Genomic DNA, 25,340 nt, shown 5'->3' with positions numbered 1-25,340 from the left:
GCATTGCGGAAAGTGGGGTCCAAACCCACTTAATGTATTGTATTTACAGAGGTCTTGCGAAGGTCTCCTTCCACCAGCCTATCTGGTTTGGGACCAGAGGGTCGTAGGATCGGATCCTATCGCTCCGACCATCTTTTGAAGAGGCCGACAGGGACAGTCAGATGCAGGCGAGAATTTACAAGCCCTCCAAGAGCGCGATGACGTCGGGCCGCGGCAAGACCAAGGCTTGGGTGCTTGAATTCGTTAAGGAAAATGTCCACCGCACGGCAGACCCCCTGATGGGCTGGACCAGCATCGACGACACGTCGGGCCAGGTCCGCATGGAATTCGACACCCAGGAGCAGGCCATCGAATTCGCCAAGCGCGAGGGCATCGCCTTCCGCGTTGAGCCGACGCACGAGCGCAAACGCCTTGTAAAGTCGTATAGTGCTAATTTCGACGCCAACCGGAAACAGCCCTGGACGCACTAGTCGCGCATCCGGGTCCGCATTCGGCCCCGTAGCTCAGCTGGATAGAGCATCCGCCTTCTAAGCGGACGGTCGCAGGTTCGAATCCTGCCGGGGTCGCCAGCCGCCTGACGGTTGCCAGGCCGAACCAGCGCCCCTCACAAGAGATCCCTTATTCCGCCGGCGAGGCGGCCGCTTCGTCGGCTTCCTGTTCTTCGGCCTCAAGCCGCCGCGCAACATCGCTCGGTGAGCCCGACCCGCGCGCAATCAACGCATAGGCCGTCGGCACGATCAGCACCGTCACCAGCATGCCCGCGAGCACGCCGGACAGGATCACCACACCGATGGCCTGCCGCGTCTCGGCCCCTGCCCCACTCGTCAGGATCAGCGGGACAGCGCCCGCCGCCGTGGTCAGGCTGGTCATGACGATGGGCCGGAGCCGCGTCAGCGACGCTTCCTTGATCGCATCGAGGAATTCCATGCCCTCGTCACGCAGCTGGTTGGCGAATTCGACGATCAGGATGCCGTTCTTCGCCGACAGGCCGATCAGCATGATCAGGCCGATCTGCGTATAGATGTTCAATGAGTTCCCGGTCAGGTAAATGCCCAGCAGGCCGCCCGCCAGCGTCGCCGGAACGGTCAGCATGATGATGATCGGGTGGCGATAGCTCTCGAACTGCGCCGCCAGAACCAGGAACACAATGATCAGGCCGATGGCGAACACGAACATGATCGAGCTGCCGGAGCTCTTGAAGTCGAGCGACTGGCCCTTGAAGTCGATCTGCGCCTCGGTCGGCAAGACCTCACGGGCGATCTGCTCCATCTTGATAAGCACATCGCCCAGCGACGCCCCCTCCGCAAGCCCGGCCTCGATCGTGATCGAGCGGACCCGGTTATAGCGGTTCAGCCGAGGACTGTCGGCGATGCCGACAATCTGGACCAGGCTGGACAGCGGGATCAGGTTTCCGGACGTCGACGAGCGGACATAGATGTTCTGCACATCATTGGGCGAGTTCTGTTCGGACCGCAGCCCTTCCAGGATGACATCATACTCTTCGCCATTATCGACATAGGTCGTCACCCGGCGCGAGCCGAGCATGGTCTGAAGCGTATTGCCGATATCGGCCACGGTGACGCCAACGTCTGCCGCCCGGTCGTAATCGATCTGCACACGGTATTGCGGCTGGGTTTCCTTATAGTCCCAATCGATATCCGTGATGCCGGGATTGTTCTCGTTCAGCGCCTGAATGAATGTATCCCGCCACTCGGTCAGCTGTTGATAATCCGGCCCGCCCAGCACGAACTGGACCGGCTTGCCGTTCCCGCCGCCAAGGCCTTGCCGCATGATGGCAAAGGCCCGGATGCCCGGCAGGTCGCTCAGCTTCCGGTTTACCTCTCCGATGATCTCGCTACTCGGGCGGCGTTCGCCCCAGTCCGCGAGGGAGACAATGACGAAGGCCTGGTTGAACGCATTGCTGCCAAAGCCAGGGGCCCGCACCAGCACACGGCGCATTTCGCCGGTTTCGGTATAAGGCAATACGCGGCGCTCAATCTCGTCGACATATTGCTTCATATAGTCGAACGATGCCCCTTCCGGCCCGCGGACCATGATGAAGAAGCTGCCGCGGTCTTCTGTCGGTACATATTCCTGCGGCACGACCCGCAGCAGGCTGTAAGCGCCTGCAAACAGGGAAATCAGGACGAGACCCACGGCAATCGGCCGCCCGATCAGCTGGTTCAGCAGCGCCGAGTAGCCGCCCCGCAATTTCTTGAACGCCCCGTCGATCAGCCTTGGCATGATCGCAAAGGGCCCGCTTGGCGGCTTGTCGGACAGGAGCTTCGAGGCCAGCATGGGGGTCAATGTCAGCGCCAGAATGGCCGAGAAACACACAGCCGCCGCGATCGCCAGCGCAAATTCCGTAAACAGACGGCCAAGGTCACCTTCCAGGAAGGTGATCGGAACGAACACGGCAATCAGGACCAGCGTCGTGGCGACGACGGCAAACCCCACCTGCCGGGTGCCCCGGTAGGCCGCGACCAATGGTGTCTCGCCATATTCTTCCATGCGGCGGTGGATGTTCTCCAGCACCACGATGGCATCGTCCACGACAAGGCCGATAGCCAGAACCAGCGCCAGCAGCGTCAGGAGGTTCACCGAGAAGCCGAGCGCGAACAGAACGATAAAGGTCGCCGTGATCGAGACAGGCACCGTCACCGCCGGAATGATGGTCGAGCGCAGACTCCCCAGGAACAGGAAAATCACCAGCGTCACCAGGCCGACAGCAATGGCCAGCGTGACCCAGACTTCCCGGATCGACGCGCTGATAAAGACCGAACTGTCATAGTTGACGACGATCGTCATGCCATCCGGCAGGGTCTCGTTCAGCTGGTCGGCCAGCTTTCGCGCCTCGTCAGCGACGGCCACGGTATTCGCGGTCGACTGCTTGACGACACCAAGCCCAACCTGCGGCACGCCATTGCCGCGGAAAAGGTTCCGGTCTTCCTCCGTGCCACGTTCAACCCGCGCCACATCGCCAAGGCGAATGAGATACCCATCCGTCCCGCGTCCGATCACCAGGTTTGCGAACTGGTCCGGTGTCCGGAAAGCCCGGTCGATGCGGACGGTATAGTTCCGCGCGCCGGACTCGACGCTGCCCGCCGGGGCTTCGACATTCTCGCGTCGCAAGGCATTTTCAATATCGGAGACGGCGAGATTACGTGCCGCCAGCGATCGCCGGTCGATCCATATCCGCAAGGCGTAGGAGCGGTCGCCGCCAACCCGCACCCGCGCCACACCATCGAGGGCGGAGAACCGGTCGACCAGATAGCGGTCGGCATAGTCCGAGAGTTCCGGCGTCGTCATGTTGTCACTGGCCAGATTCAGCCACATGACCACGTCTTCGTTGTTGTCGGCCTTCTGGATTTCGGGCGGATCGGCCTCAACCGGCAAATTGTTCAGCACGGTCGAAACACGGTCGCGGATGTCATTCGCGGCCGCATCGATGTCCACATTGACCGAGAATTCGACACTGATGCTGGACCGGCCATCGGTCGAGTTGGAGTCGATGAAACGGATGCCGGACACGCCGGCGATCTGGTCCTCGATGATCCGCGTGATGCGCGTCTCGACAACGTCGGCGGAGGCCCCGGGATAATTGGTCTGGATATTGACGATAGGGGCGTCGATGTCCGGATACTCACGCAGCGGCAGCCGCATGAAGGACACGATGCCGAAGATGATGAGGACGAGCGAAAGAACCGATGCAAAAACCGGCCGCTTGATGGAAACGTCTGACAGCAGCATCTGGCTTACCGGCCGTTGGAGGCGCCGGGAGACGCAACGCCGCCCCCGGTTTGCAGCACGGTTCGGTCGCGCACGATGATCGGGGCGCCATCGCGCACGCTGATCAGGCCGTCCGTGATGATCTCGTCACCCGGTTCCAGACCGGCGATGACTTCCACCTGCCCGCCCTGGCGCAGGCCGACCTGGATCTGGCGGCGCTCTGCCACCAGCTGGCCGTTCTTGTCGACCGCGACATAGACGAAGCTGTTCGGCCCGACCGGCTCGATGGCTTCTTCCGGCACCGACAAGGCGCGGCGCGGGTCTGCCAGCAGCGTCACTTTCATGAACATGCCGGGTTTCAGCAGGCGATCGGGGTTGGGCAGGATGGCGCGCACGCGAATGGAGCGGGTCACGGGGTCGATACTGGCGCCGACCGTGTCGACGATACCGTCGAACGCCATGCCTGGCAGGTCGTCCGTCTCAACGCGGACATCCGTTCCCTTGCGCACCGAGCGCAGGAAAATGGACGGCACGGAGAAGTCGAGCTTCATTTCGCTGTCGTCGATCAGTTCGGCCACCACGTCGCCGGCGCGGACATAGGACCCGACGCTGACAAGCCGGAACCCCAGCACACCGTCAAAGGGGGCAACCAGGACGCGGTCTTTCTGGCGGGACTGGACGGCGCGCAGCTGGGCATTGGCGGACGCAAGGTCGCGCGCGGCCTCATCCAGCGCGGACTGGGACACGGTGCGCTCCTTGGCCAGCTGCTGGGTGCGCTCATAGCGCTGGCGGGCTTCGTTGGCGGTGGCCTCGGCGGCATCGACCAGCGCGGCCTGTTCGCCTTGTGCGAGGGAGAGCAGCGTCTTGCCCTTGGTCACCCGGTCGCCGTCATCGAAATAGATGGCGGTCACGCGGTCGGCGACGTTCAGGGTCAGGTCGACGCTTTCGCGGGCCTCCAGCGTGCCGAGCGCCTCGATCTGCATGGAGAACTCGGCTTCCTGCACGGGCGCAGTGAAGACGCTTGCAGCGCGCGGTCCGCGCTGGGCTTCCGCCGGAAGCGTACCAGCCATGACGATCACCGTCAGCGCAGCTGCCAGGGCCGCGTGCCAGTGTCCGAAAATCCGGGTTTTCATTTCTACTCTATCCTGTCCGGCGGCACGAACCGCCTGTCCATATCCATTCGGGCCGGCCATGCCTTGCACAACCAGCCTCCAAATCGCCCGTATCTGCAAAGATAGTCCAAACTGACCATTGTCCATACGAGGTTTGTTGCAGTCGCACACATTTTCGTGAGAATGCGACAATTACGGGCGCCATTTTCCCTTAAAAGTTGCAGACAAAGTCCTCTATTAGCTTATACGGGGTAACGAATACATTGGACGTGTTACTTTAGGAGGAATCCATGCTGGGCGGGATCGAAGCAGGTGGCACAAAAATCATTTGTGCAGTTGGAAGCAGCCCTGACCAGATTTTGGCCAGCCAGACGATCCCCACGGCCGAGCCTGAAACCAGCTTCCAGCAGGTACGCGCCTTCTTCGACAAGGCACAGGGCACGCACGGGCGCATCAGCGCCATCGGGGTGGCGGCTTTCGGGCCGGTCGATATCGATCCCGGTTCGCCATGTTATGGCACGGTGCGCCGGACACCGAAGCCCGGCTGGGCCGGCGCGAACTGGGTGGACGGGCTGAACCGCCTGCCCTGCCCGATCACCGTGGATACGGACGTCAACGGGGCGGCGCTCGGCGAATGGCGGCTCGGCGCGGGCAAAGGCTGCGACACCCTCGCCTACGTCACCGTCGGCACCGGCATCGGCGCAGGCATCCTGAAGAATGGCCGGCCCCTGTCGGGCACAGGCCATTTCGAGATGGGCCATATTTATCCGCCGCACGATTACGAATCAGACCCGTTCCCCGGCCGCTGCCCCTTTCACAAGGATTGCGTGGAAGGGCTCGCCAGCGGCCCGGCGATCATCGACCGCTGGGGCATCACGCTTTCGGAAATGCCGACAGGCCACCCGGCCTTCGCCCTGCAGGCGGGCTATCTCGCGCACCTGGCCGCCACGATCATCCTGACCCACATGCCGGACCGGATCGTGTTCGGCGGCAGCGTAATGAAAGCCCCCGGCCTGCTGGAGCGCCTGCGCGCCGCAACCCGGATACAGCTGGCAAACTACCTGACCGGCGGCCCGGCCGGCGGAGACCTGGTGGATTATCTCGTGTCCCCGGCGCTCGGCGACCGCGCGGGCGTGACCGGCGCGCTGGCCATGGCAGAAGCGCGGGCCGGCAACCCGCAACAGCACGGCGTGCGTTAGAGGGCGCCCTTCAGGTCTTTCATCACGCCGGAGAAGTCGAGCCCGGCATGGCCGCGCGCATCGAGGTCGCCATAGACCTTCTCGGCCATCTCGCCGAGCGTGATCTTCGCGCCCGCCGCAACCGCGGCCTCATGGGCCAGCCTCAGATCCTTCAGCATCATCGCCACGGCAAAGCCCGGCTGGTAGTCCCGGTTTGCGGGTGAGGCGGGCACAGGCCCCGGCGCCGGGCAATAGCTCGTCATGCTCCAGCACTGGCCGGACGAGACCGACGAGATGTCGAAGAAGGTCTGCGCATCGAGGCCCAGCTTTTCCGCCAGATTGAACGCCTCGCAGGTGCCGATCATGGAAATGCCGAGCAGCATGTTGTTGGCGATCTTCGCCACCTGCCCGTTCCCGCTGGCACCGGCGTGAAAGATGTTCTTGCCCATCGCGTCGAGGATCGGCTTGGCCTTGGCGAAGGCCGCGTCCGGGCCGCCCGCCATAAAGGTCAGCGTACCGGCTTCCGCCGCCGCTGTCCCGCCGGAGACCGGCGCGTCGACCATCAGGAAGCCGCCCGCTTCGGCCTGTTTCGCCGCCTCGCGCGCATCTTCCACCGCGATGGTGGAGCAATCGATGAATAGCATGCCCGGCTTCGCATTCGCCGCGACGCCATCGTCCCCGAAATAGACCGACAGCACATGCTTGCCCGCAGGCAGCATGGTGACGACCAGGTCTGCTGCCTTCACCGCCGCGGCCAGCGACAGCGCCGGCAGCGCCCCGTGCGCCGCAGCGTCCTGCACCGCCTTTTCGTTCAGGTCGAAAGCGTGCACCTCATGCCCGGCATTGCAGAGATTGGCGCACATGCCCGAGCCCATGTTCCCGAGCCCGATGAATGCGATCTTGGCCATGACAGCCTCCCTTTGACGTGTGTTCTTACTTGTCCTTGAAGTCCGGCGCGCGCTTGTCGACGAACGCGCTCATGCCTTCCTTCTGGTCGGCGGTGCCGAACAGGCCCTGGAACAGGCGGCGTTCGAACTTCACGCCTTCCGTGGTCGGCAGCTCCAGCGCCCGGCCCACCATTTCCTTCGCTGCCATCAGCGACGGGATGGAGTAGCCGGCGATTTCCTTCGCCGCGCCCATGGCCGTGTCCATCAGCGCGTCATGCTCCACAACGCGGGAGACGAGCCCGATCCGGTCTGCTTCGGCGGCGTCGATCATGCGGCCGGTCAGCACCATGTCCATGGCCTTCGCCTTGCCGACAGCTTTCGTCAGACGGATCGAGCCGCCCATGCCCGGCGTCACGCCCAGCTTGATTTCCGGCTGGCCGAACTTCGCCTTTTCCGACGCGATGATCATGTCGCACATCATGGCCAGCTCACAGCCGCCGCCGAGGGCGAAGCCGTTCACCGCCGCGATCACCGGCTTGCGGCACGACGCGAACCGGTCCCACAGGCCGAAGAAATCGTCGACATACATGTCGGAGAAGCTCTGCGGCTGCATCTCCTTGATGTCGGCACCTGCCGCAAAGGCCCGGCCCTCGCCCGTCAGCACACTGACAGCAATGTCCTTGTTGCGGTCGATCTCGCCGAAGACATGCGCGACTTCGCTCATGACTTCCTGGTTCAGCGCATTCAGGCTGTCCGGGCGGTTGATCGTGACCAGCGCAATGCGGTCATTATGTTCGAACGTGATCGTGTCGTAAGTGCTCATGAAATCCTATCCCATCGTCGGAATGATAAAGGCTTGATCGCCGATATCGCCTTCGGGCCAGCGTTGGGTGACGGTCTTGATCTTCGTCCAGAACCGCACGCCTTCCGGGCCATGCTGGTTCGTATCGCCGAATGCCGAGCGCTTCCAGCCCCCGAACGTGTGATAGCTCACCGGCACCGGGATCGGCACGTTCACGCCGACCATGCCGACATTGACCTGCGCCGCAAATTCGCGTGCCGCGCGGCCGTTCGAGGTGAAGATCGCGCAGCCATTGCCATACTGGTGATTGGAGGGAAGCGCCGCCGCTTCTTCAAGCGACTCCGCGCGCACAACCTGCAGCACCGGGCCGAAGATCTCTTCCTTGTAGGACTGCATGTGCGGCTTCACATTGTCGAACAGGTTCGGCCCGATGAAGTATCCGCCCTCGGCGCCCTGCATGGTCAGGCCCCGGCCATCGAGCTTGAGGTCCGCGCCCTCGTCCACACCCATCTGGATGTAGTCTTCCACCTTCGCCTTGTGCGCGGCGGAGACGACCGGGCCGTAATGCGCGTCCGGGTCTGTCGAAACGCCGACCTTCAGCGCCTTGGCGGCGTCCAGCATGCGCTCGACGAATTCGTCGCCCGTTTTCTGGCCGACGGTCACGGCCACAGGCAGTGCCATGCAGCGTTCGCCTGCCGAGCCATAAGCCGCGCCGACGATGTCCTTCACGGCCTGTTCCATGTTGGCGTCCGGCATGATGATGCCGTGGTTCTTCGCGCCGCCCATGGCCTGCACGCGCTTTCCGTGCGCCGTGCCGGTGCTGTAGACATATTGTGCGATGTCGGACGATCCGACGAAACTGACGGCCTTGATCTCCGGATGTTTCAGGATGGCGTCCACGGCCACCTTGTCACCGTTCACGACGTTCAGCACGCCTTCCGGCGCCCCGGCCTCAAGGAACAGTTCGGCCAGGCGCATCGGCACCGACGGGTCTTTCTCCGACGGCTTCAGGATGAAGGTGTTGCCGCAGGCGATCGCCACGGCGGACATCCAGCACGGGATCATGGCGGGGAAGTTGAACGGCGTGATGCCGGCCACCACGCCCAGCGGCTGGCGCATGGAATAGACATCGATGCCCGGGCCGGCGCCCTCGGTATACTCGCCCTTCTGCAAGTGCGGGATGCCGCAGGCAAACTCGACCACGTCGATGCCGCGCTGCACGTCGCCCTTGGAGTCCGCGACCACTTTGCCATGCTCGGAGGAGAGCAGCTCGGCCAGCTCGTTGATGTTCGCTTCCAGCAGGCGCTTGAACTCGAACATCACGCGCGCCCGGCGCTGCGGGTTCGTCATGGACCAGGCCGGGAAGGCTTCGGCGGCATTCGCCACCGCCGCGTCCAGCTCAGCCTCGGTCGACAGCGCGACGCGGGCCTGAACCTCGCCGGTGTTCGGATTATAGATGTCGCCGAACCGGCCGGACGTGCCGGTCACGCTCTTGCCGCCGATAAAATGATGCACTTCGCGCATAGTGGACTCCCTTGAACTTTGACGGGACCCTAAAGCGCGCGTAATTTCAGGTAAATGGATAAAATCGCAGCCACCAGCTGCATTTACGCAGGTAATTTCATATCGACCGGACGACGTGAATTGGGACGACCTCAGGTCGCTCCACGCCACCAGCCGCGCCCGGGCCGTGAATGCATTCCTGGATGAATTGATCGCGGGCGCAGCCGCTCGGCTGACCGGCACCGCCTGAGCCCTCACCTCCGGCGGGAGGAGACACCGCTACGGGGGAACAGCGGCTGGAGGTGAGGGCCAGACGGGTCTTCCGGGAGGAAGTCTAGAAGACAGCCCGGATACCGACGCGGATATTGCGGCCCGGCGCCGGCAGCTTGTCTTTCAGCACGCTGGTCGCGTAGCGGATCTCTTCATCCGTCACATTGCGCGCATCCACGAACAGCGTCGTGCCCTCACGGCCATAGCCGAGTTCGGAGAGCTTCAGGTCCGCCCGCAGGTCAAGCTGGGTGTAGCCGTCGGTTGGCAGTTCGGCGCCGCCAGTGTCGTTCTGGTCGTCCGCCCACGTCACATGCGCAGCGGCTGACCAGAGCTTCCAGTCCGCCTTGGTGCCGACATTCAGCGTCAGCGGCGGCATGTAAGGCACATTGCCGCCATCATTCAGCTCACCTGAGACGACATCGATGCCGCCATCCAGCGTCCAGTCAGCACTCAACAGGCCTTGCGGCATGTAGGCTTCGCCATAGATCTCCGCGCCGGTGAAGGTCGCGTCCTGCTGCAGGAATTGGTAGACGGGCAGGTTCTCGACCACTGCTTCCCCGTCCAGCGTGCCCGGCGCCAGGTAGACAAAGCCGTCGAACTCGGTGCGGTACAGGTTGATGCCAAAGCTCGCCTGCTCGCTTTCCCAGCGCGCAGTCGCCTCCAGGTTCAGACCCTTCTCCTTGTCGAGATTGATGTCGCCCACTTCATACTGTTCGGTGGCGAGGTGCAGGCCGTTGGCATAGAGCTCGCTCTCGTTCGGCGCCCGCTCGGTGTGCGAGGCCTGAAGACCGACGAACCAGCCATTTTCCCAGTGATGGTGCGCGCCGAGGGAGGCGCTGAACAGGTCGAAATCCGTGTTGCCGTTGATGTTGTCCCGCGTCACCTGCTCGATCCGGGCCCCGCCTTCCAGGCCGAAGCCATTGTCCCATTCCATCGTCTCATACAGGAAGGCCCCGATGTTTTCAGAATCGGTCTTCGTGATGAAGGCCTCGTCGCCGAACGCATCCAGCGTCTTGTCCGAATACTGAAGACCGAAGGCGCCTTTCACGCGGCCCAGCTCATGGCTCGCCTCGAGGCGGGCCTCGGTGCCATCGGTCTTGTAGACGGTGCCCGGCTCGCCTGGCGCTTCAAACTCGGTGTGCTCATAGTCTGCCTGAGACACCGTGCCTGTGATTTCCTTCAGGAAGCCGTTGTCGAGCTTGATGCCACCGCGCAGATCGTAGCGCGTTTGTTCCAGGTCGATGAACGGATTTTCCTCTCCATGGGCCTCGCCTTCGCCCTCATCGCCATCTTCGTCGCCATGTTCGTGCGCTGCGCCCGGCAGGCCGTACTGCGCTTCCTGGCGCCGCACAGCAATGCCCAGGAAAGCGCTGTCACCCACCCAGCTGAGACCACCGGCATAAGTATTCGTATTGACGAAGGAGTTCTCCACCGTCCCGTCGGCATGTTCTTCCTCTTCGTGCGCTTCGCCCTCTTCGGCTTCTTCAGCCGCATGCAGGCGGGCAGATTCGGACATGCCCGGAATATCGTAATCGTTGAAATCGCGCTGCGACGCCGTCAGGGTCAGGACGATCGGTCCTTGCACGCCCTGGAAGCGGCCGGACAGTTCCGTGCCCTCGCTGACACTGTTATAGGCGCCCAGCAGGTCGACCGAAACCGGCTTCTCCGGCAGCGTCTCGGGCAGCAGGCCGTCGATCACATTGACCACGCCGCCGATTGCCTGCCCGCCATAGGCCAGCGCCGCCGGGCCGCGCAGGATCTCGATCTTCTCCGCATCAATGCCGTCCGCCGCGGCCTGGTGGTCGGGCGAGGCGGCGGAGACGTCGATCACGCCGATGCCATTGGTCAGCACCTGCACGCGCTCGGCGCCGAGGCCGCGCAGCACAGGCCGGCTGGCGCCCTGTCCGAAGAAGGTGGTGGAGACGCCCGGCTGGCGGTCCAGCGTGTCGCCCAGCGTCGGGCCCAGCGTTTCGATAATGCCTTCGCGGCCGATCGAGGTTGCATTGCCGATCAGCTCGCCTTCCAGCCGGTCAGGGCCTGGCGCGGTGACGATGACAGACTGCTGGCGCAGATCGGTTTCTTCCGGGGCATCGGCATGGGCAAAACCGGCGAGAACCGCCGAGGAGGCAGCGAGGAGGAGGAGCTGTTTCATGTGGGAGAGAGGATCCGCTTGCTAAGGTGTTATATTATTGCATTACCTTATCGACAAACACCGTCAACCCTCGGACTAAGGAAAACCCCCGGGTTTCAGCAGCGCTGTATCTGGGCTAGGCGAAGTCCGGCCGGGTCATGCCATAGTCATGGCTGATCCTGCCCCCGCACACCGGAAGCCGCGTACAATCCCATGATGATCACCCTTTCCAGAGTCCTCACCCCCAATCAGGTGCAGAAGGTCACAAGTCTCGTCTCCGGCCTCAGCTGGCGTGACGGCGCAGACACCGCCGGCCCCACGGCCCGCGAAGTGAAGCGCAACGAGCAGGCAGACCTCACCGGCGCCACCGGCACCGCCGTGAAAAAGCTCGTGCAGGCGGCCCTGGAGCGCCACCCCGTGCTGCGCGCCGCCGCCCAGCCGCGCCGTTTCTCCCCCCTGATGATCAGCCGGGCCAGCAATGGCGGCGGCTATGGCCGGCATGTCGACAATGCCTTCATGGGCTCCGGCGTGCGCCGCCTGCGCACGGACCTGTCCTTCACGATCTTCCTCAGCGACCCGTCCACCTATGACGGCGGCGAGCTGGCGGTGGACACGCCCTCCGGCGAGCACATCGTGAAGCCCGATGCGGGCGACCTTGTGCTCTACCCCTCCACCACGCTGCATGAAGTGCGGCCGGTCACATCCGGTGAGCGCATCGTCTGCGTCGGCTGGATCGAAAGCGCCGTACGCGATGCCGCCGCGCGCGAGATCCTGTTCGACCTTGAAAACCTGCGCGCCACGCTGGCCCAGCAGCACGATGCCCAGTCGCCGGAAATGCTGACCCTGGCCAAGACGATCTCGAACCTGCTCCGCCTCTGGGGCGACGCCTGAGGCAAGTCCGGTTTAGTCCGGTATGATCATGGCTGGTCACGCCTGATCATGGCGTAGACGGATTTTGTGCGATGCCGGTCACGCGTCGGTGTCGCCCAGCACCTGTCTGGTTTTGAAGCGACTTCGAAGCGCGCGCATAGGCTATCCACCACCCCCACCGCCTGATCCTGCCGCAGCCATTGCCGCGAAAACAAACTTATCCGACACCTCCGTGGCCGGACGTATACTCCGGCCCATGTCACTCTTCCATCCACCCAAAGGCTTCCCGCCGCACCTTGCGTATTTCTGGCCCATGATCTGGGTCCAGGTGCTGCTGCTCCGCGCGGCGGTGCGGGCGGCCTATGGAAGAGGGGTCCAGTATCACTGGAGTGTGTCACCTAATGGCCGGGTGTTCCTCACAAGCATCGACTGGATGCCATCCCAGAAAACGGATCGAACCTGGCTGAGCCCACCGGCTCAGTCCTGTGACCGCCTCGCCGCCGCCTGCGATGGCCGCGCCTTCGCACCCGCCTATGCGTCCGAATTCGCAAGCGCTCCTGAGGCCGGCGATCTTCGCTCACCGCACAGCCGCAGCGCGCCATCGCGCGGCCGGAACCTGCCCCTGCCGGAAACCTGACGCGCCCCACCTGCCTGAAAACCCGGCCTCTCCACCAAGCGCCTTCACGGGCGCCGCACGTGCTGGGCGCGACGGCATGTCTGGACAAGTCCGCCGCAGCGCCCGACATTCGCGCCATGATTACAGGACCGACTTCACACTCTTTCATGTCGCAACGCCTGCGGCTTCATTATGTCGACTGGGGCAATGAAGGCGCCCCGACGCTGATCCTGCTGCATGGCGGGCGCGATCATTGCCGCAACTGGGACTGGGTGGCCCAGGAATTACGGGACGACTGGCACATCATCGCGCCCGATCTGCGCGGCCATGGCGACAGCGCCTGGTCGTCGGACGGGGAGTACAGCCCCCGCGCCAATGTCTATGACCTCGCCCAGCTGATCCACCAGCTGAATGTCGGCCCGGTCCACATCGTCGCCCATTCCTATGGCGGCAACATCTCGCTGCGCTATGCCGGGGTCTATCCGGACATGGTGAAAAAACTGGTCGCCATCGAGGGGCTGGGGCCGTCGCCGAAACTGCTGGCCGAACGCTTCGCCGAAGCGCCTGACAAGCGGATGCGCGACTGGATCGAAGGCAAACGCGCCGCCGCCGGCCGGGTGCCGCGCAAATACGCCTCGCTGGAAGACGCCTACAAACGCATGAAGGACGAAAACGCCTATCTCAGCAGCGAGCAGGCCCGCCACCTCACCATTCACGGCATCAGCCAGAACGAAGACGGCACCTATTCCTGGAAGTTCGACAATTATTTCCGCGTCATGACGCCCTATGACATGCCGCAGGAGGAGCTGGAAAAACTCTGGGCCAACATCACCTGCCCGACGCTGCTGGCCTATGGCGAGAAAAGCTGGGCCTCGAACCCGGCGGAAGATGGCCGGCTCGCGCATTTCCAGAACGCGACCGTGAAGCTCTACAAGGATGCCGGCCACTGGCTGCACCACGACAAGCTGGACGAGTTCGTCGCCGACCTGAAAGCGTTCCTCTAGGGCCTGACCATAGGTCACGACTGGTGTGTGCGTCCGTCCCGGCTAGACTGGCGTGAAACATATCAGGAGGACACCCATGGCAGATCCGCTCTTCAGTCTGGAAGGCAAAGTTGCCCTCGTTACCGGTGGCAGCCGCGGCCTCGGCTACCAGATGGTGAAAGCCTTCGCCGAACGCGGCGCCGACGTCATCATCGCCAGCCGCAAGGTCGAAGCATGTGAAGAGGTCGCCGCCGAAGTCCGCGCCATGGGCCGCAAGGCGCTGGCAGTCGGCGCGCATTGCGGCAAGTGGGACGACATCGACGCGCTGATCGAGGCGGCCTATGCCGAATTCGGCCGGGTCGACATTCTCGTGAACAATGCCGGCAAGGGCCCGCTGACGCCGAGCCACGACGTGCCGGAAAACCTGTTCGACAGTGTCATGAACCTGAACTTCAAAGGCCCGTACCGCCTCGCCGCGATCATCGGCGACCGCATGAAGAAGGCCGGCGGCGGGTCGATCATAAACATCTCCTCCATCGCCTCACTGGTGCCGATGCCCCGCGTCGTGTCCTATGCCGGGGCGAAGGCGGCGCTGAATGCGATGACAACCAGCTTCGCCCGCGAATACGGCCCGGAAGTGCGCGTGAACGCCATCGCCGCCGGGCCCTTCCTGACCGATATCTCCAAGGCATGGACGGAAGAGGCGCGGGAAAAATCCGACAACGCCCTCGGCCGCCCCGGCAAGCCGGAAGAGATTGTCACCGCTGCGCTCTATCTCGCCTCCGACCATTCCAGCTTCACGACGGGCTCCATCATCCGGGTCGACGGAGGCGCCTAATGTCATCCGAACACCTGCTGGAGCCGGACCTGAAGGACTTCTTCCTGTCCATGCCGCCACTGACGCTGTCGCGGGAGCAAATGCCCGCCATCCGCGAAGCCCGCGAAAAGATGGCGATGGAACAGATGCCACCGCTGCCGCCGGAAGTCTCCATCGTGCAGGAGATGGCGCCCGGCCGCGACGGCGCACCGGATGTGCGGATGAAGATCTACCGCACGCCATCCGACCGGAAAGACCGGCCGGCCATCCTGCACCTGCATGGCGGCGGCTATGTGCTGGGCAGCCCGGAAAGCAACGCGCCGCAGCATTGCGCCTGGGCAAAAGGGATGGACGCGGTCGTCATCGCGCCGGCCTATCGCCTTGCGCCTGAAACGGCATTCCCCGGCAATGTCGAAGATGCCTATGCCGCGCTCGCCTGGGTCTACCGGAACGCCGAGCAGCTGGGCATCGACACATCGAGGATCGCCGTCGCGGGCGAAAGCGCGGGCGGGGGCCTCGCCGCGGCGCTGGCCCTTCTGGTGCGCGACCGGAAGGAATACAGCTTCTGCTTCCAGTACCTGATTTTCCCGATGCTGGATGACCGGACAACGATCCGCGCGGACCTTTCGCCCATGTTTGGGGAATTTGTCTGGGACCGCGAAAAGAACCGGTTCGGCTGGACGGCCCTGCTCGGCCAGGCGCCCGGCGGGCATGACGTATCGCCCTACGCCGCTGCGGCGCGAGCCGACGATCTCTCCGGCCTGCCGCCTGCCTTCATCTCAACCGGCGCGATGGATCTCTTCACCGAGGAAGACCTCGACTATGCCCGCCGCCTGATGGCCGCCGGCGTACCGGTGGAGATGCACGTTTATCCCGGCGCGCCGCATGGCTTCATGTGGGTGGCGGGCGCCCGGGTGACGAAACAGTTTGCCCGCGATGCCCGGGAGGCATTGGCCAGAGGGATCGGGGCAGCCTAAAGCTGCGCGGCCCGGGCCGCTTCGGCGGTGATCGAATAGACCAGGCTGGGCGGCGCGTCCGGCACATCTCTCACTGTCTCGGTCTGGTGCATGCCCAGCTGCTCCAATGCCTGGATGATCCTTTGATTGTCCGGGCGAACAATGGCGTGAACCGCATCGGCATCCAGCTGCTGGAAGGCCAGGTGGAAACTCGCAAGGCCCAGCTGGTGCCCGTAGCCATTGCCCCAGGCCTCCCTGGCCAGGCGGAAACGGAGATTGAGCCGTTCCTTCCGATTGATCTGCCGGTAAGCCAGCCCGCCAAAGCCAATCACGTGATCCGGGTTCTCAACCGTGGAGACGGCCCAGTGGCCGAAACGGTACTTCCACCAATGGTCTTTGATGGTCCGCAGCATGCGCCGGCTGTCAGCCTTGTCGACCAGCGGTCCGGACGGCACGTAAGCCGAGACCTTCGGGTCACCGAAGATCGCAAAGTGACGTTCCACATCATCCATTGTCGGCTCCCTCAGCAGAAGAGGGCCACAATTTTCCAACTCGCTCATGGGCGGGTTTCCACGCTTCCTTAGGACTCGGTGGAAACAGTCCTGATCCCCCTGCAGGGAGGTGTCAATTTCAACTCCAGGGAAAACTGTGAATCGTTCGCAATCGGTCGATCGTCAGTCTTTCTTCAGGCCCAGCTCCGCGAGCACATCGTCGGTATGTTCTCCAATCGCCGGAGCGGGCGTGATTTCCCGCTGCGGCTGGCCGACGAACTGGACCGGCGGCTGGGTTTCCCAATACCCGCCTTCGGTCGGGTGTTCGCGCCGCTGGAAGAAGTTCACGGCCTTGAGGTGCGGATCGTCCTGAAGGTCCGGGAAATCGTTCGCCTGAGCCGCCGGAATGTCCGCTTCGGCCAGCAGTTTCAGCCAGTGCTCGGTCGTGTGATTGACGAAATAGTGCTGCACGCGCTCCATCATGTAATCCATGTTGAAGAAGCGTCCGCGCCGGTCGGCAATGCGCTCGTCCTTGAGCTCTTCGGGCGCGCCCATGACTTCGAACAGCTTCACCCAGCGCTGGTCCACGTAAGGCGCGATGACGACATAGCCGTTCGCCGTCTGCAGCGGCTGGCGGCAGGGATCGACCTGGCGCTGGTAACAGAACGGACCAACCGGCGGATCGAAGGCCGCTTCATAGAAATGCTCTTCCAGCAGGAAGTGCGTGATGCATTCGAACATCGGCACTTCCACATGCACGGCCTCGCCCGTCCGGTCGCGCTGGCGTAGTGCGGCGAGCGTCGCATAGACTGCGTGAAGGCCGGAAACCTTGTCGGCAAACGCCGTCGGAATGAAGCGCGGGCGCGGATTGCCGTCGACTTTCGGCAACAGGCTGGTCGCCGCCGACAGGCCCTGGATCAGGTCATCATAAGCCGGCCGGCCGGCATAGGGGCCTTCGGACCCGAAACCGAGGCAGTGGACATAAACAATGTCCGGCTTGATCGCCTTCACTTCCTCGAAAGTCAGGCCGAGCCGCGCCACGGCATCCGGACGAATATTGTGGATGAACACATCGCTGCATTCGATCAGCCGCCGGATGGCTTCCTGGCCCTCATCGGATTTCATGTCCCAGACGACCGACCGCTTTCCGCGGTTGATCGTCATATGGCAGGGACCCATGTGCTTGTTCTTGGCAGACTTGCCGACATTGCGGAAATCGTCGCCGGAAGGCGGTTCGACCTTCACGACATCCGCCCCCATATCCGCCAGGGTCTGGGTGCAGTACGGACCGAAGATTACCGTGGTCATGTCGGCAATTCGGATATCGGACAGCACGCTTGTTCCCGGCATGGGCATCTCCCTGTTTTCCGGTATTCAATGGGACACGCCCCAAGGCCTTGGCAAGGCCTGCCGCGTGGGGATTTCCTTAGGGAAACAAGTCAGGTGAGCAGGCTGACCGGCACATCCAGCGCACTCGACAGACGTTTGGCTGTTTTCAGCCCATACGGCATGCCGCGCTCGATTGCGGAGATGTGATTGGCACGGATGCCGCTGCGCTCGCCCAGTTCCTTCTGGGTCAGCAACCGGTACTGCCGCACCGCGCGGACCGGATGTTCCCCCTGGCCGATCAGATCGAGAACATCTGCCGGTATATTGACGGAGTCCGTGGCGCTGACCTCGCGGGCGAGCCGGTCCAGGTTCTTTTCGAGTGACGCAACCTTTGCCTCAAGGTCGAGCACCTTGATCTCAAGGGAATAAACGAGCTGAGGATCGCCAGACATATCGGAACGCCCCGTACCTTCGAGCCTTCCATATGTCCGTTCGTCGACAGTTTCTTGTCTTGGCCGTCAAACTTATATGACAGTCACGAGGCCTGCATCAGACGCGGGCCGGCCTGCGCACTCACCGCTGCGGCCTGGAGATTTGCCGCCATCCAGTCCAGCGACTGGTTCACGCGGTCGACGGCGTTGCGCTCGGCGCTCAGCACGCTTTGCTCCCCGGGCGGCAGGTAGAAATAGGGATTGGCCTCCCACAGGATGGCGGAACCATCCGGACGGATACTGTAATCGACCGCCGCAAAGTCGAGCCCAAGGGCTCGCACGCCCTCCACCAGAGTTCTGGCATGAAGCGGGTCGCTGTCGAAATACGACTGATCCTCGCGGATCATGTCGCCCAGCAATTTGCGATGATAGCCAAACCGGTGCCCCACGCGCCGGCGGGGACGGGACTCCCGCTTCAACAGGCAGTTTGACAGACCCACCACAAGATCCGGCGCGAAGAACAGGTGGCTCGGCATCACCGTATCGCCGAACACAAAGGCACGGGCCTTGTGATGATAGCGTGTGAAAAGGCTGGACGGGTCCGCACCGGCGGCCCGGTATTCGGCCCGGATATCGTAGAGCTGGATCACGGCAACCGGGAAGGCACATGTCTTCGCGGCGCGGCGGGCATCCGCCTCGCTGCGGATGATGATCACGTCACGCTGGGCATGTTCCACATCCGACCGGACGATACAGGTCCCTCCCAGCTCCTTGCAGACCTGCGCCAGGCTGGACGGTCTGTTGACGATCCGCGCGCGGGCCGACGGCAGGCGTTCCTGGGACCAGATGGCAGACTGCCGGGTCTTGGCTGTATTGCTCAGCGCTTCCGGATTGTTGAGTACCCGGATCCCGGCCTCGCGTGCCGCTTTGGCGATGCTGGCGGCGTCGGCGAAACACGCCGGATATTTTTCCTTCAGCGGGTCACCCAGCCAGAACGTGACCAGGCTGACACCCGACAGGTCCGGCGCAGGCGCCCCGGTTTCGTGAAAGCGGATCCGCGCGGCAAACGCCGGATCGGTTTCGCGCACACGGTCCATGAATACATGGCCAGTGGGCACATCGCGGCCGCGCCCCGGACCATGAATCACTATGAGAATGTCGCCCTGTGTGCCCATCGCCTTGTTGCGCCTTCCTGTGCCAATACGTTCCGGAATCCGTTTCCGGCGGCTGTATGGAAGGGACATTCGCAACTTTCTTGCCAGTTTCACGCCTGTTTTGGGACTTCTGAAACAAGCGTACCCATTACAGATTACGGGCAAATACCTATTCTGCCTGCAACACTTAACCGACCTTAACCGAATCGCCGGCATGGTCTGCTCATCCCCAGTGTGAGGAGGCTGATATGTCCATCAAATGGGTTCGGCGGCGGGCTCATGTCCGGCGCCTGGCATCCGGTGACAGTGTCCAGGTCGCGCCCAGTTGGGTGCCGGTCGAGGACAAAGGCGGCGAAGCGAAGGGCGCATCCTTCCATTCCGCCTGCCCGGTTTGCGATGCACCGATCCTCAGCCTGCGCATGCCGAATGGCGGCTGGGTCCACTTTGAGCGGGGCATCGGCTTGTCCCGCCTGAAGCATCCCTGCTTCTATATCGGCGAAGACCTCGCCAACGTCCGCGACGAGGCGACCGGCGACCTGTTTGGCGATGCCTGAAAAGGAAATCGCGCAGGTGACGGGCACCTGCGCGATCCTGGCTGCCCTGTCGTTGGTAGGGGGTCAGAAGGGCAGCGGTCTGATCAGGCCTTCACGTCCGTGAGGCGCAGATAGGGACGAAGGGTTTCCCAGCCCTGCGGGAACAGGGATTTGGCATCTTCATCGCTGATGGACGGCGGAATGATCACCTTCTTGCCCGGGACCCAGTCTGCCGGCGTCGCAACCTTGTTGGCGTCGCTGGTCTGGAGGGCGTCGATCACACGCAGGATCTCATCGAAGTTCCGGCCCACCGACATCGGATAGGTCATGGTCAGGCGGATTTTCTTGTTCGGGTCGATAATGAAGACCGACCGCACCGCCTGGGTGTTACTCTCATCCGGATGGATCATGTCGTAGGTCTGGGCGATCTTGAGGTCCTTGTCGGCAACGATCGGGAATTCCAGATTGGTGTTCTGGGTATCGTTGACGTCCTCAATCCATTTGACGTGCTCTTCCACCGTATCCGTGGACAGGCCGAGTGGCTTCACGTTGCGGGCAGCGAACTTATCCGCCAGCTGAGCCGTGCGGCCCATTTCCGTGGTGCAGACCGGGGTGAAATCCGCGGGGTGAGAGAAGAAGAAAACCCAGCTGTCGCCCGCCCATTCGTGGAAGGAAATCTCTCCCTTCTGGGTGGCAACGGTAAAATCGGGGGCAGTATCTCCGATACGCAATGACATGGCAGATAATCCTTCTATTCGTTTAACTTGTCAGTTCCCGGATTTGACCCGGCTTGTCGCACGGGCCGCTTCCTGAATTTAATGTGTTATTTTGTATCATACTTTGCAAACTCATTCTACCGATGCCTGCCATAGAACGAATTTATGGGACGCCACTCTCAACCGCCAATGGAAGAAACTATACAACGTTGAATGTATTCATATTTCTGTTCATCAGACGATGCCCCCCGACACCCGGAAAATACGCCCCGTAAAGTTTTGAATTGACAAATTCCGTATCCACAACAGAATAGTGTCAATCGTTTTGACACTTTTATGTGGCAAAAATAAAAGCCGGGTGGCGAAGCGTCCGGGAGGAAACTGGAAACGTGCGACTGACAGCTTACACAAACTATGCGCTCCGGACGCTGATGTATTGTGCCCTGCACCCAGACCAGCTGGTGCGTATTCAGGATGTCGCCGACGCGCACGGGATTTCCAAGGCGCACCTTCTGAAAGCGGCCCGCCAGCTGGGCCAGCTCGGTTATCTTGAGAATGTCCGCGGCCGGACCGGCGGCGTCCGTCTCGGCCGCCCGCCCGAGCGCATCATCATTGGCGAGGTGGTTCGCCACACGGAGGGCGACCTCGAAATCGTTGAGTGTTTCAATCCGACGACCAATACCTGCCCGCTGATTGGCGTCTGCAAGTTCAGTACGCTGTTCCGCGCAGGCCTGCGGGCCTTCTTCGCCGAACTGGACAAGGTCACGCTGGCGGACATCATTGCAAATGGACCGGTTTTGCTGGAACGGCTTGAAAGCAATCGCGAGGCCTTGGACACAGGCTGCTAGTCGGCTGCCGGCTCTTCGACTTCAACCGCCTTGTAGCTGCCATGACAGGCGACGCATTTTCCCATCGCATCGCTGACCAGCAGCTGGAGCTCGTCCATGTCTGCCGTCATGGCCATATCCGACATGGCGCTGAAATCCTGACGAAGCGACCGACCGATCATCCGGAATCCTTCCGGGCTCTTCAGTTGCACGGCCTGCCCTTGGCCATTGCCGCGCCGCAAGGCACCCGCCGCATCGCGGATGGTTTCCCGGTCTTCATCCGCGATGGCTCCGCTAATCGTCTGCAGCCCTTGCAGGAACCCCAGCATTTCGCTGCTGATATGTCCCCGGTCATCCGCCGTGTAGTAAAGCGCCAGACGGCCATCGGCCGTCCGTTCGGGGCGCGCCGTTTCGGTCGCCAGTTCGTTGAGTTCCTCATGCGTGGACATGAAGCGCATCAGGCCGACACCCATGATCAGTCCGAAAAAGATCCAGCCAAAGACTGCCAGCGTCTTGTTCATATCTGCATCGCTCCTTTCAGAAGCTCAGAACGGTCGCGCCCTCTGCCGTGAAGGCAGACGCAATGTCAGGCGGCGCGGCAACCCCGATCCCGTCTTCCAGCGCCTCGGCGCCGAAGGGGCGATTGGGGAGGTAGATGGCACACACATCAACCTTCACGCCTTCGGCCTTCAGGGACCGCAACAGGCCAGCCGGACTGGCGCCCTTCGGCTGAAGCGGTGCGAGAGCTTCCGGCGGCGGTGATTTCAGGGCGAGATCGCCCGCAGCGCTGCACAGCAGAATCTGCGGTGTCACGCCCTTCGCCATCGCCGCCTTCGTCAGCACCAGCGCCATCAGTTGCGTCTCTGCATCGCCGCTGGTCAGGATGGTGAGCATCGGACGGCCAGCATCCCCGGCCGCAGCGGCTGGCGGCGTGTCAGCAACCGCCGCACACGCCGGCAGCACCAAGGCTGCACACGCGACCAGCAATCCGCGCATCAATCGATCTCCAGATCGTTCTCACCGGCTTCGCCCATGGAAACTTCGTTCCACATCGCATTGAGGATGCCGAAGGTCAGCGCAAGGCCAAGGCCAAGTATCCAGCTGAAATACCACATATCGTTTTCCTTCCGCTTAATAGGTGCCGGCGGCGTTTGCCTCCTCTGTGGTCAGACGACCCCAGAGGACTTTGAACACCCAGGCTGTATAGGCCAGAATGATCGGAACGAAGATGACCGTCACGATCAGCATGATGAACAGGGTGAGATGGCTGGACGAGCTGTCCCACACGGTCAGGCTGGCATTCGGGTTGATCGAGCTGGGCAGGATGAAGGGGAACATCGATGCGCCGACGGACGCCACGATGCCGGTCGCGGCAAGGCCGGACCCGATCAGAGACAGAGATGTCTTGTTCCGGAGGCCAATGAAGGCCAGGGCCGAGCCGATAAAGCCGAGCGCCGGTGCGAGGATCATCCACGGATACTTGCCGTAATTGGTGAGCCAGGCACCCGCTTCCAGGACGACTTCCTTGCGCAGCGGATTGGCCACGCCGTTCGGATCAATGTCCGTCACGATGCGATAGCCCATGCCCGCCATGGCGAGCCAGATTCCAGCCGCCGCGTAGAAGACGATGACCAGCAGCGCAGCGATCTGGCCGAACTTCGCCGCCCGGTTCATGACATGCCCATGCTCGATCTTCACGACCAGCCAGGACGCCCCATGCACGACGAGCATCGCCACCGACGCGAGACCGCACAGAAGGGCAAACGGATTCAGCAAGCCGAGCAGGCCGCCCGTATAAGTCGCCCGCAGCGTCCGGTCGATGTCGAACGGAACACCCTGCAGCACATTGCCAAGGGCCACACCGAAGATCAGGGCCGGAACAAAGCCGCCGACGAACAGCGCCCAGTCCCACGAGGTACGCCAGGTGGCGCTTTCCCGTTTTGACCGGTACTTGAAGCCCACAGGCCTCAAGATCAGTGCGGCAAGCACCACGAACATGGCGAGATAGAATCCGGAGAAACTGATCGCATACACATAGGGCCAGGCCGCGAACAAGGCGCCGCCGCCCGTGATCAGCCACACCTGGTGGCCTTCCCACATCGGACCGATGGAGTTGATGACGAGACGCCGTTCCTTGTCGTTCTTTGCCACGAAGGGCAGCAGCGACGCGACGCCAAGGTCATATCCGTCCGTCAGGGCGTAACCGATGAGCAGCACGCCGACGAGGCCCCACCAGAGGACTTTCAGCGTTGCATAGTCGAGAGGAAGTTCCATTGTCCTGTCCTCCTATTTGTCAAACTGGATGGTGCGCGGACGGGCCGGCACGGGTTCATTATGGGTGTCGGGACCGCCGCCGCTCATGCCCTTGGGCAGGATGCGGGCACCGGGGCCGAGCTTCACGGCGCGGATCATCAGCGTGATCTCGATCACGGCCAGCGTGCCATAGAGCAGCGTGAAGCCGACCATAGTCATGATGACCTGCGTCGCCGACAGGCTGGAGACCCCCATGAAGGTCGGCAGCACACCGTCGATCACCCAGGGCTGGCGGCCTGTTTCGGCAAGGATCCAGCCAAGCTCCGCCGCAATCCAGGGCAGCGGAATGGAGAAGAATGCCAGATACAGGAACCAGCGCGGCACTTTGCGCTTCAGGCTCACGAAATAGAAGGCGACGGCGAACATCGCGATGAACAGGAAGCCGACGCCGGCCATGATGCGGAAAGAGAAGAACGACATGGCCACATTCGGAACGGTGTCCATGGCAGCTTTCTCGATCGTCGCACGGTCGGCGGTTGCCGGATCATCGACATACCGTTTCAGGAGCATGGCATAGCCAAGATCCTGTTTGGTCTGCTCGAAGATCTCGCGCGCCTCGACGTCGTTCGGGTTGTCGTTCAGCGCTTCTACAGCCGTGTAGGCGCGGATCCCGTTTTCGATCCTGTCTTCCGCCACTGCGACCAGCGGCAGGATACCTTCGACTTCACCGTCAAGCGAGCGGGTCGCAATCAGGCCAAGCACGTAAGGGACATGGATGGCGTAGTCGGTCCGGTGCTCTTTCTGGTTCGGAATGCCGATAAGGGTCAGGCCTGCTGGCGCGGACTCCGTTTCCCACATGGCCTCCAGCGAGGCGAGTTTCATCTTCTGGTTATCCGTCAGCGCATAGCCGCTTTCGTCACCGAGGACGACGACCGACAGGGCTGACAGAAGACCGAAGCTGGCCGCGACCGCCATCGAGCGTTTGGCGAGACCAAGGTGCCGGTTCTTCAGAACGTACCAGGCGGAAATGCCAAGCACGAAAACCGATGCCGTCACATAGCCGGCGCTGACCGTGTGGACGAACTTGGCCTGCGCGACCGGATTGAAAAGCACTTCCATGAAATTGGTGACTTCCATCCGCATCGTGTCCGGATTGAACTCGGACCCGACCGGGTTCTGCATCCAGCCATTGGCGATCAGAATCCACAGGGCAGACAGGTTCGAGCCCAGCGCCACGAGGAAGGTGACGAACCAGTGGGCCGGACGGGACAGCTTGTCCCAACCGAAGAACATCAGGCCGACAAGCGTCGCTTCAAGGAAGAACGCCATCAGGCCCTCAATCGCCAGTGGCGCGCCGAAAATGTCGCCCACATAGTGCGAATAATAGGACCAGTTCATCCCGAACTGGAATTCCATCGTGATACCGGTGGCCACGCCCAGGACGAAATTGATTCCGAACAGGGTGCCCCAGAACTTGGTGGTGCGTCGCCACACCTCCTTGCCGGTCATCACATAAGCGCCTTCCATGACCACCAGCAGCATGGAAAGCCCAAGCGTCAGTGGCACGAACAGGAAATGGTACATGGCTGTCAGCGCAAATTGCCAGCGCGACAGGTCAGCGACTAATAGTTCAGGCATGGTTGTCTCCTGACCACATAATACTGCGGTCTCTCGTCTTCATGTCGGCACATTTATGCCTGCCACCCTTAACAAACGATAGCGCAAAAAGTCGCATGCAATATAACACTTATA

At 62.4% G+C, this 25,340-nt stretch carries 25 protein-coding genes and 1 tRNA gene; 10 read left to right on the top strand and 16 right to left on the bottom strand.

From position 1 onward, the window contains the following. The first annotated feature begins 161 nt into the window (after positions 1-161). Together HAD_RS10060 and HAD_RS10055 are read left to right on the top strand one after the other, a co-directional pair. Positions 162-470, top strand: a complete 309-nt coding sequence (locus tag HAD_RS10060) for an ETC complex I subunit (protein WP_035570833.1) — start codon at positions 162-164, stop codon at positions 468-470. 22 nt (positions 471-492) lie between these two features. Further along, positions 493-569 (top strand) — tRNA-Arg (locus tag HAD_RS10055). 49 nt (positions 570-618) lie between these two features. On the opposite strand, the gene HAD_RS10050 is transcribed toward HAD_RS10055, so the two are convergent. Both HAD_RS10050 and HAD_RS10045 read right to left on the bottom strand, forming a co-directional pair. Then, a complete protein-coding gene (locus HAD_RS10050; protein ID WP_035570831.1) occupies positions 619-3,750 on the bottom strand; it encodes an efflux RND transporter permease subunit in 3,132 nt (1,043 codons plus the stop codon). A 5-nt stretch (positions 3,751-3,755) separates the two neighbouring features. After that, entirely contained in the window at positions 3,756-4,862 is a 1,107-nt protein-coding gene (locus HAD_RS10045; protein WP_084331869.1) for an efflux RND transporter periplasmic adaptor subunit, read from the bottom strand. A gap of 269 nt (positions 4,863-5,131) precedes the next feature. On the opposite strand from HAD_RS10045, the gene HAD_RS10040 reads away from it, so the two are divergent. Continuing rightward, positions 5,132-6,040: an ROK family protein gene (locus tag HAD_RS10040; protein WP_035570829.1), complete on the top strand. Its 909-nt coding sequence runs from the start codon at positions 5,132-5,134 to the stop codon at positions 6,038-6,040. On the opposite strand, the gene mmsB is transcribed toward HAD_RS10040, so the two are convergent. From mmsB to HAD_RS10020, 4 genes are all read right to left on the bottom strand, one after another. Next, the gene (mmsB, locus tag HAD_RS10035) at positions 6,037-6,927 is read right to left on the bottom strand and encodes a 3-hydroxyisobutyrate dehydrogenase (RefSeq protein ID WP_035570827.1); all 891 of its coding nucleotides are present in this window, start codon (positions 6,925-6,927) and stop codon (positions 6,037-6,039) included. The genes HAD_RS10040 and mmsB overlap by 4 nt on opposite strands. 25 nt (positions 6,928-6,952) lie before the next feature. Beyond that, a complete protein-coding gene (locus tag HAD_RS10030; RefSeq protein ID WP_035570826.1) occupies positions 6,953-7,729 on the bottom strand; it encodes an enoyl-CoA hydratase-related protein in 777 nt (258 codons plus the stop codon). Between the two features lie 6 nt (positions 7,730-7,735). Beyond that, positions 7,736-9,232 carry a CoA-acylating methylmalonate-semialdehyde dehydrogenase gene (locus HAD_RS10025; RefSeq protein ID WP_035570825.1) on the bottom strand — a complete coding sequence of 499 codons (1,497 nt, stop codon included), beginning with the start codon at positions 9,230-9,232 and terminating at the stop codon, positions 7,736-7,738. A 313-nt stretch (positions 9,233-9,545) separates the two neighbouring features. Then, positions 9,546-11,633, bottom strand: a complete 2,088-nt coding sequence (locus tag HAD_RS10020; protein WP_035570823.1) for a TonB-dependent receptor — start codon at positions 11,631-11,633, stop codon at positions 9,546-9,548. A 192-nt stretch (positions 11,634-11,825) separates the two neighbouring features. On the opposite strand from HAD_RS10020, the gene HAD_RS10015 reads away from it, so the two are divergent. The 5 genes from HAD_RS10015 (at position 11,826) to HAD_RS09995 (ending at position 15,875) form a co-directional block, all read left to right on the top strand. Then, entirely contained in the window at positions 11,826-12,503 is a 678-nt protein-coding gene (locus tag HAD_RS10015) for a Fe2+-dependent dioxygenase (protein WP_035570821.1), read from the top strand. Positions 12,504-12,738: 235 nt separating this feature from the next. After that, positions 12,739-13,119, top strand: a complete 381-nt coding sequence (locus tag HAD_RS10010) for a hypothetical protein (protein WP_035570819.1) — start codon at positions 12,739-12,741, stop codon at positions 13,117-13,119. Between the two features lie 146 nt (positions 13,120-13,265). Continuing rightward, on the top strand, positions 13,266-14,102 hold the full coding sequence (locus HAD_RS10005; RefSeq protein WP_241765342.1) for an alpha/beta fold hydrolase: 837 nt from the start codon (positions 13,266-13,268) through the stop codon (positions 14,100-14,102). A gap of 76 nt (positions 14,103-14,178) precedes the next feature. After that, positions 14,179-14,919, top strand: coding sequence for an SDR family NAD(P)-dependent oxidoreductase (locus HAD_RS10000; protein WP_035570818.1), 741 nt, complete (start codon positions 14,179-14,181; stop codon positions 14,917-14,919). Further along, positions 14,919-15,875 (top strand): alpha/beta hydrolase, encoded by a 957-nt coding sequence (locus HAD_RS09995; protein WP_035570817.1) that lies wholly within the window; start codon positions 14,919-14,921, stop codon positions 15,873-15,875. The genes HAD_RS10000 and HAD_RS09995 overlap by 1 nt, the downstream gene beginning before the upstream one ends. Here HAD_RS09995 and HAD_RS09990 read toward each other — a convergent pair. The 4 genes from HAD_RS09990 to HAD_RS09975 all read right to left on the bottom strand — a co-directional run bounded on the left by HAD_RS09990 (position 15,872) and on the right by HAD_RS09975 (position 19,349). Beyond that, entirely contained in the window at positions 15,872-16,414 is a 543-nt protein-coding gene (locus HAD_RS09990) for a GNAT family N-acetyltransferase (RefSeq protein WP_084331868.1), read from the bottom strand. The genes HAD_RS09995 and HAD_RS09990 overlap by 4 nt on opposite strands. Positions 16,415-16,528: 114 nt before the next feature. After that, the gene (locus tag HAD_RS09985; RefSeq protein ID WP_035570816.1) at positions 16,529-17,695 is read right to left on the bottom strand and encodes a CaiB/BaiF CoA transferase family protein; all 1,167 of its coding nucleotides are present in this window, start codon (positions 17,693-17,695) and stop codon (positions 16,529-16,531) included. An 89-nt stretch (positions 17,696-17,784) separates the two neighbouring features. Continuing rightward, complete coding sequence (locus HAD_RS17985; RefSeq protein WP_051596098.1) at positions 17,785-18,126, bottom strand: helix-turn-helix domain-containing protein; 342 nt, start codon at positions 18,124-18,126, stop codon at positions 17,785-17,787. A gap of 83 nt (positions 18,127-18,209) precedes the next feature. Beyond that, positions 18,210-19,349, bottom strand: a complete 1,140-nt coding sequence (locus tag HAD_RS09975; protein ID WP_035570815.1) for an ATP-grasp domain-containing protein — start codon at positions 19,347-19,349, stop codon at positions 18,210-18,212. A gap of 158 nt (positions 19,350-19,507) precedes the next feature. On the opposite strand from HAD_RS09975, the gene HAD_RS17980 reads away from it, so the two are divergent. After that, positions 19,508-19,813, top strand: coding sequence for a hypothetical protein (locus tag HAD_RS17980; RefSeq protein WP_051596097.1), 306 nt, complete (start codon positions 19,508-19,510; stop codon positions 19,811-19,813). Between the two features lie 83 nt (positions 19,814-19,896). Here HAD_RS17980 and HAD_RS09965 read toward each other — a convergent pair whose 3' ends face one another. Further along, positions 19,897-20,529, bottom strand: coding sequence for a peroxiredoxin (locus HAD_RS09965; protein ID WP_035570813.1), 633 nt, complete (start codon positions 20,527-20,529; stop codon positions 19,897-19,899). A 368-nt stretch (positions 20,530-20,897) separates the two neighbouring features. Here HAD_RS09965 and HAD_RS09960 point away from each other — a divergent pair, with 368 nt between their 5' ends. After that, positions 20,898-21,356 carry an Rrf2 family transcriptional regulator gene (locus HAD_RS09960; RefSeq protein ID WP_035570811.1) on the top strand — a complete coding sequence of 153 codons (459 nt, stop codon included), beginning with the start codon at positions 20,898-20,900 and terminating at the stop codon, positions 21,354-21,356. Here HAD_RS09960 and HAD_RS09955 read toward each other — a convergent pair. The 5 genes from HAD_RS09955 to HAD_RS09935 are packed head-to-tail and all read right to left on the bottom strand — an operon-like array spanning position 21,353 to position 25,226. Further along, entirely contained in the window at positions 21,353-21,856 is a 504-nt protein-coding gene (locus tag HAD_RS09955; RefSeq protein WP_035570809.1) for a hypothetical protein, read from the bottom strand. The two genes, HAD_RS09960 and HAD_RS09955, sit on opposite strands and share 4 nt — an antisense overlap. A gap of 16 nt (positions 21,857-21,872) precedes the next feature. Continuing rightward, positions 21,873-22,331 carry a DsrE family protein gene (locus HAD_RS09950; RefSeq protein ID WP_035570808.1) on the bottom strand — a complete coding sequence of 153 codons (459 nt, stop codon included), beginning with the start codon at positions 22,329-22,331 and terminating at the stop codon, positions 21,873-21,875. Continuing rightward, positions 22,331-22,450 carry a cytochrome bd-I oxidase subunit CydX gene (cydX, locus tag HAD_RS09945; protein WP_034765495.1) on the bottom strand — a complete coding sequence of 40 codons (120 nt, stop codon included), beginning with the start codon at positions 22,448-22,450 and terminating at the stop codon, positions 22,331-22,333. Before cydX ends, HAD_RS09950 begins: the two co-directional genes overlap by 1 nt. A gap of 16 nt (positions 22,451-22,466) precedes the next feature. Next, positions 22,467-23,609, bottom strand: a complete 1,143-nt coding sequence (cydB, locus tag HAD_RS09940) for a cytochrome d ubiquinol oxidase subunit II (RefSeq protein ID WP_035570805.1) — start codon at positions 23,607-23,609, stop codon at positions 22,467-22,469. Positions 23,610-23,621: 12 nt separating this feature from the next. Next, positions 23,622-25,226, bottom strand: a complete 1,605-nt coding sequence (locus HAD_RS09935) for a cytochrome ubiquinol oxidase subunit I (RefSeq protein WP_051596096.1) — start codon at positions 25,224-25,226, stop codon at positions 23,622-23,624. Positions 25,227-25,340: the final 114 nt, after the last annotated feature.

Origin of the sequence: Hyphomonas adhaerens MHS-3 (assembly GCF_000685235.1) — a bacterium.
GTDB classification, from domain to species: domain Bacteria; phylum Pseudomonadota; class Alphaproteobacteria; order Caulobacterales; family Hyphomonadaceae; genus Hyphomonas; species Hyphomonas adhaerens.
The sequence above is the reverse complement of the archived record's forward strand: the minus strand, read 5'-3'. Positions and strand labels throughout refer to the sequence as shown.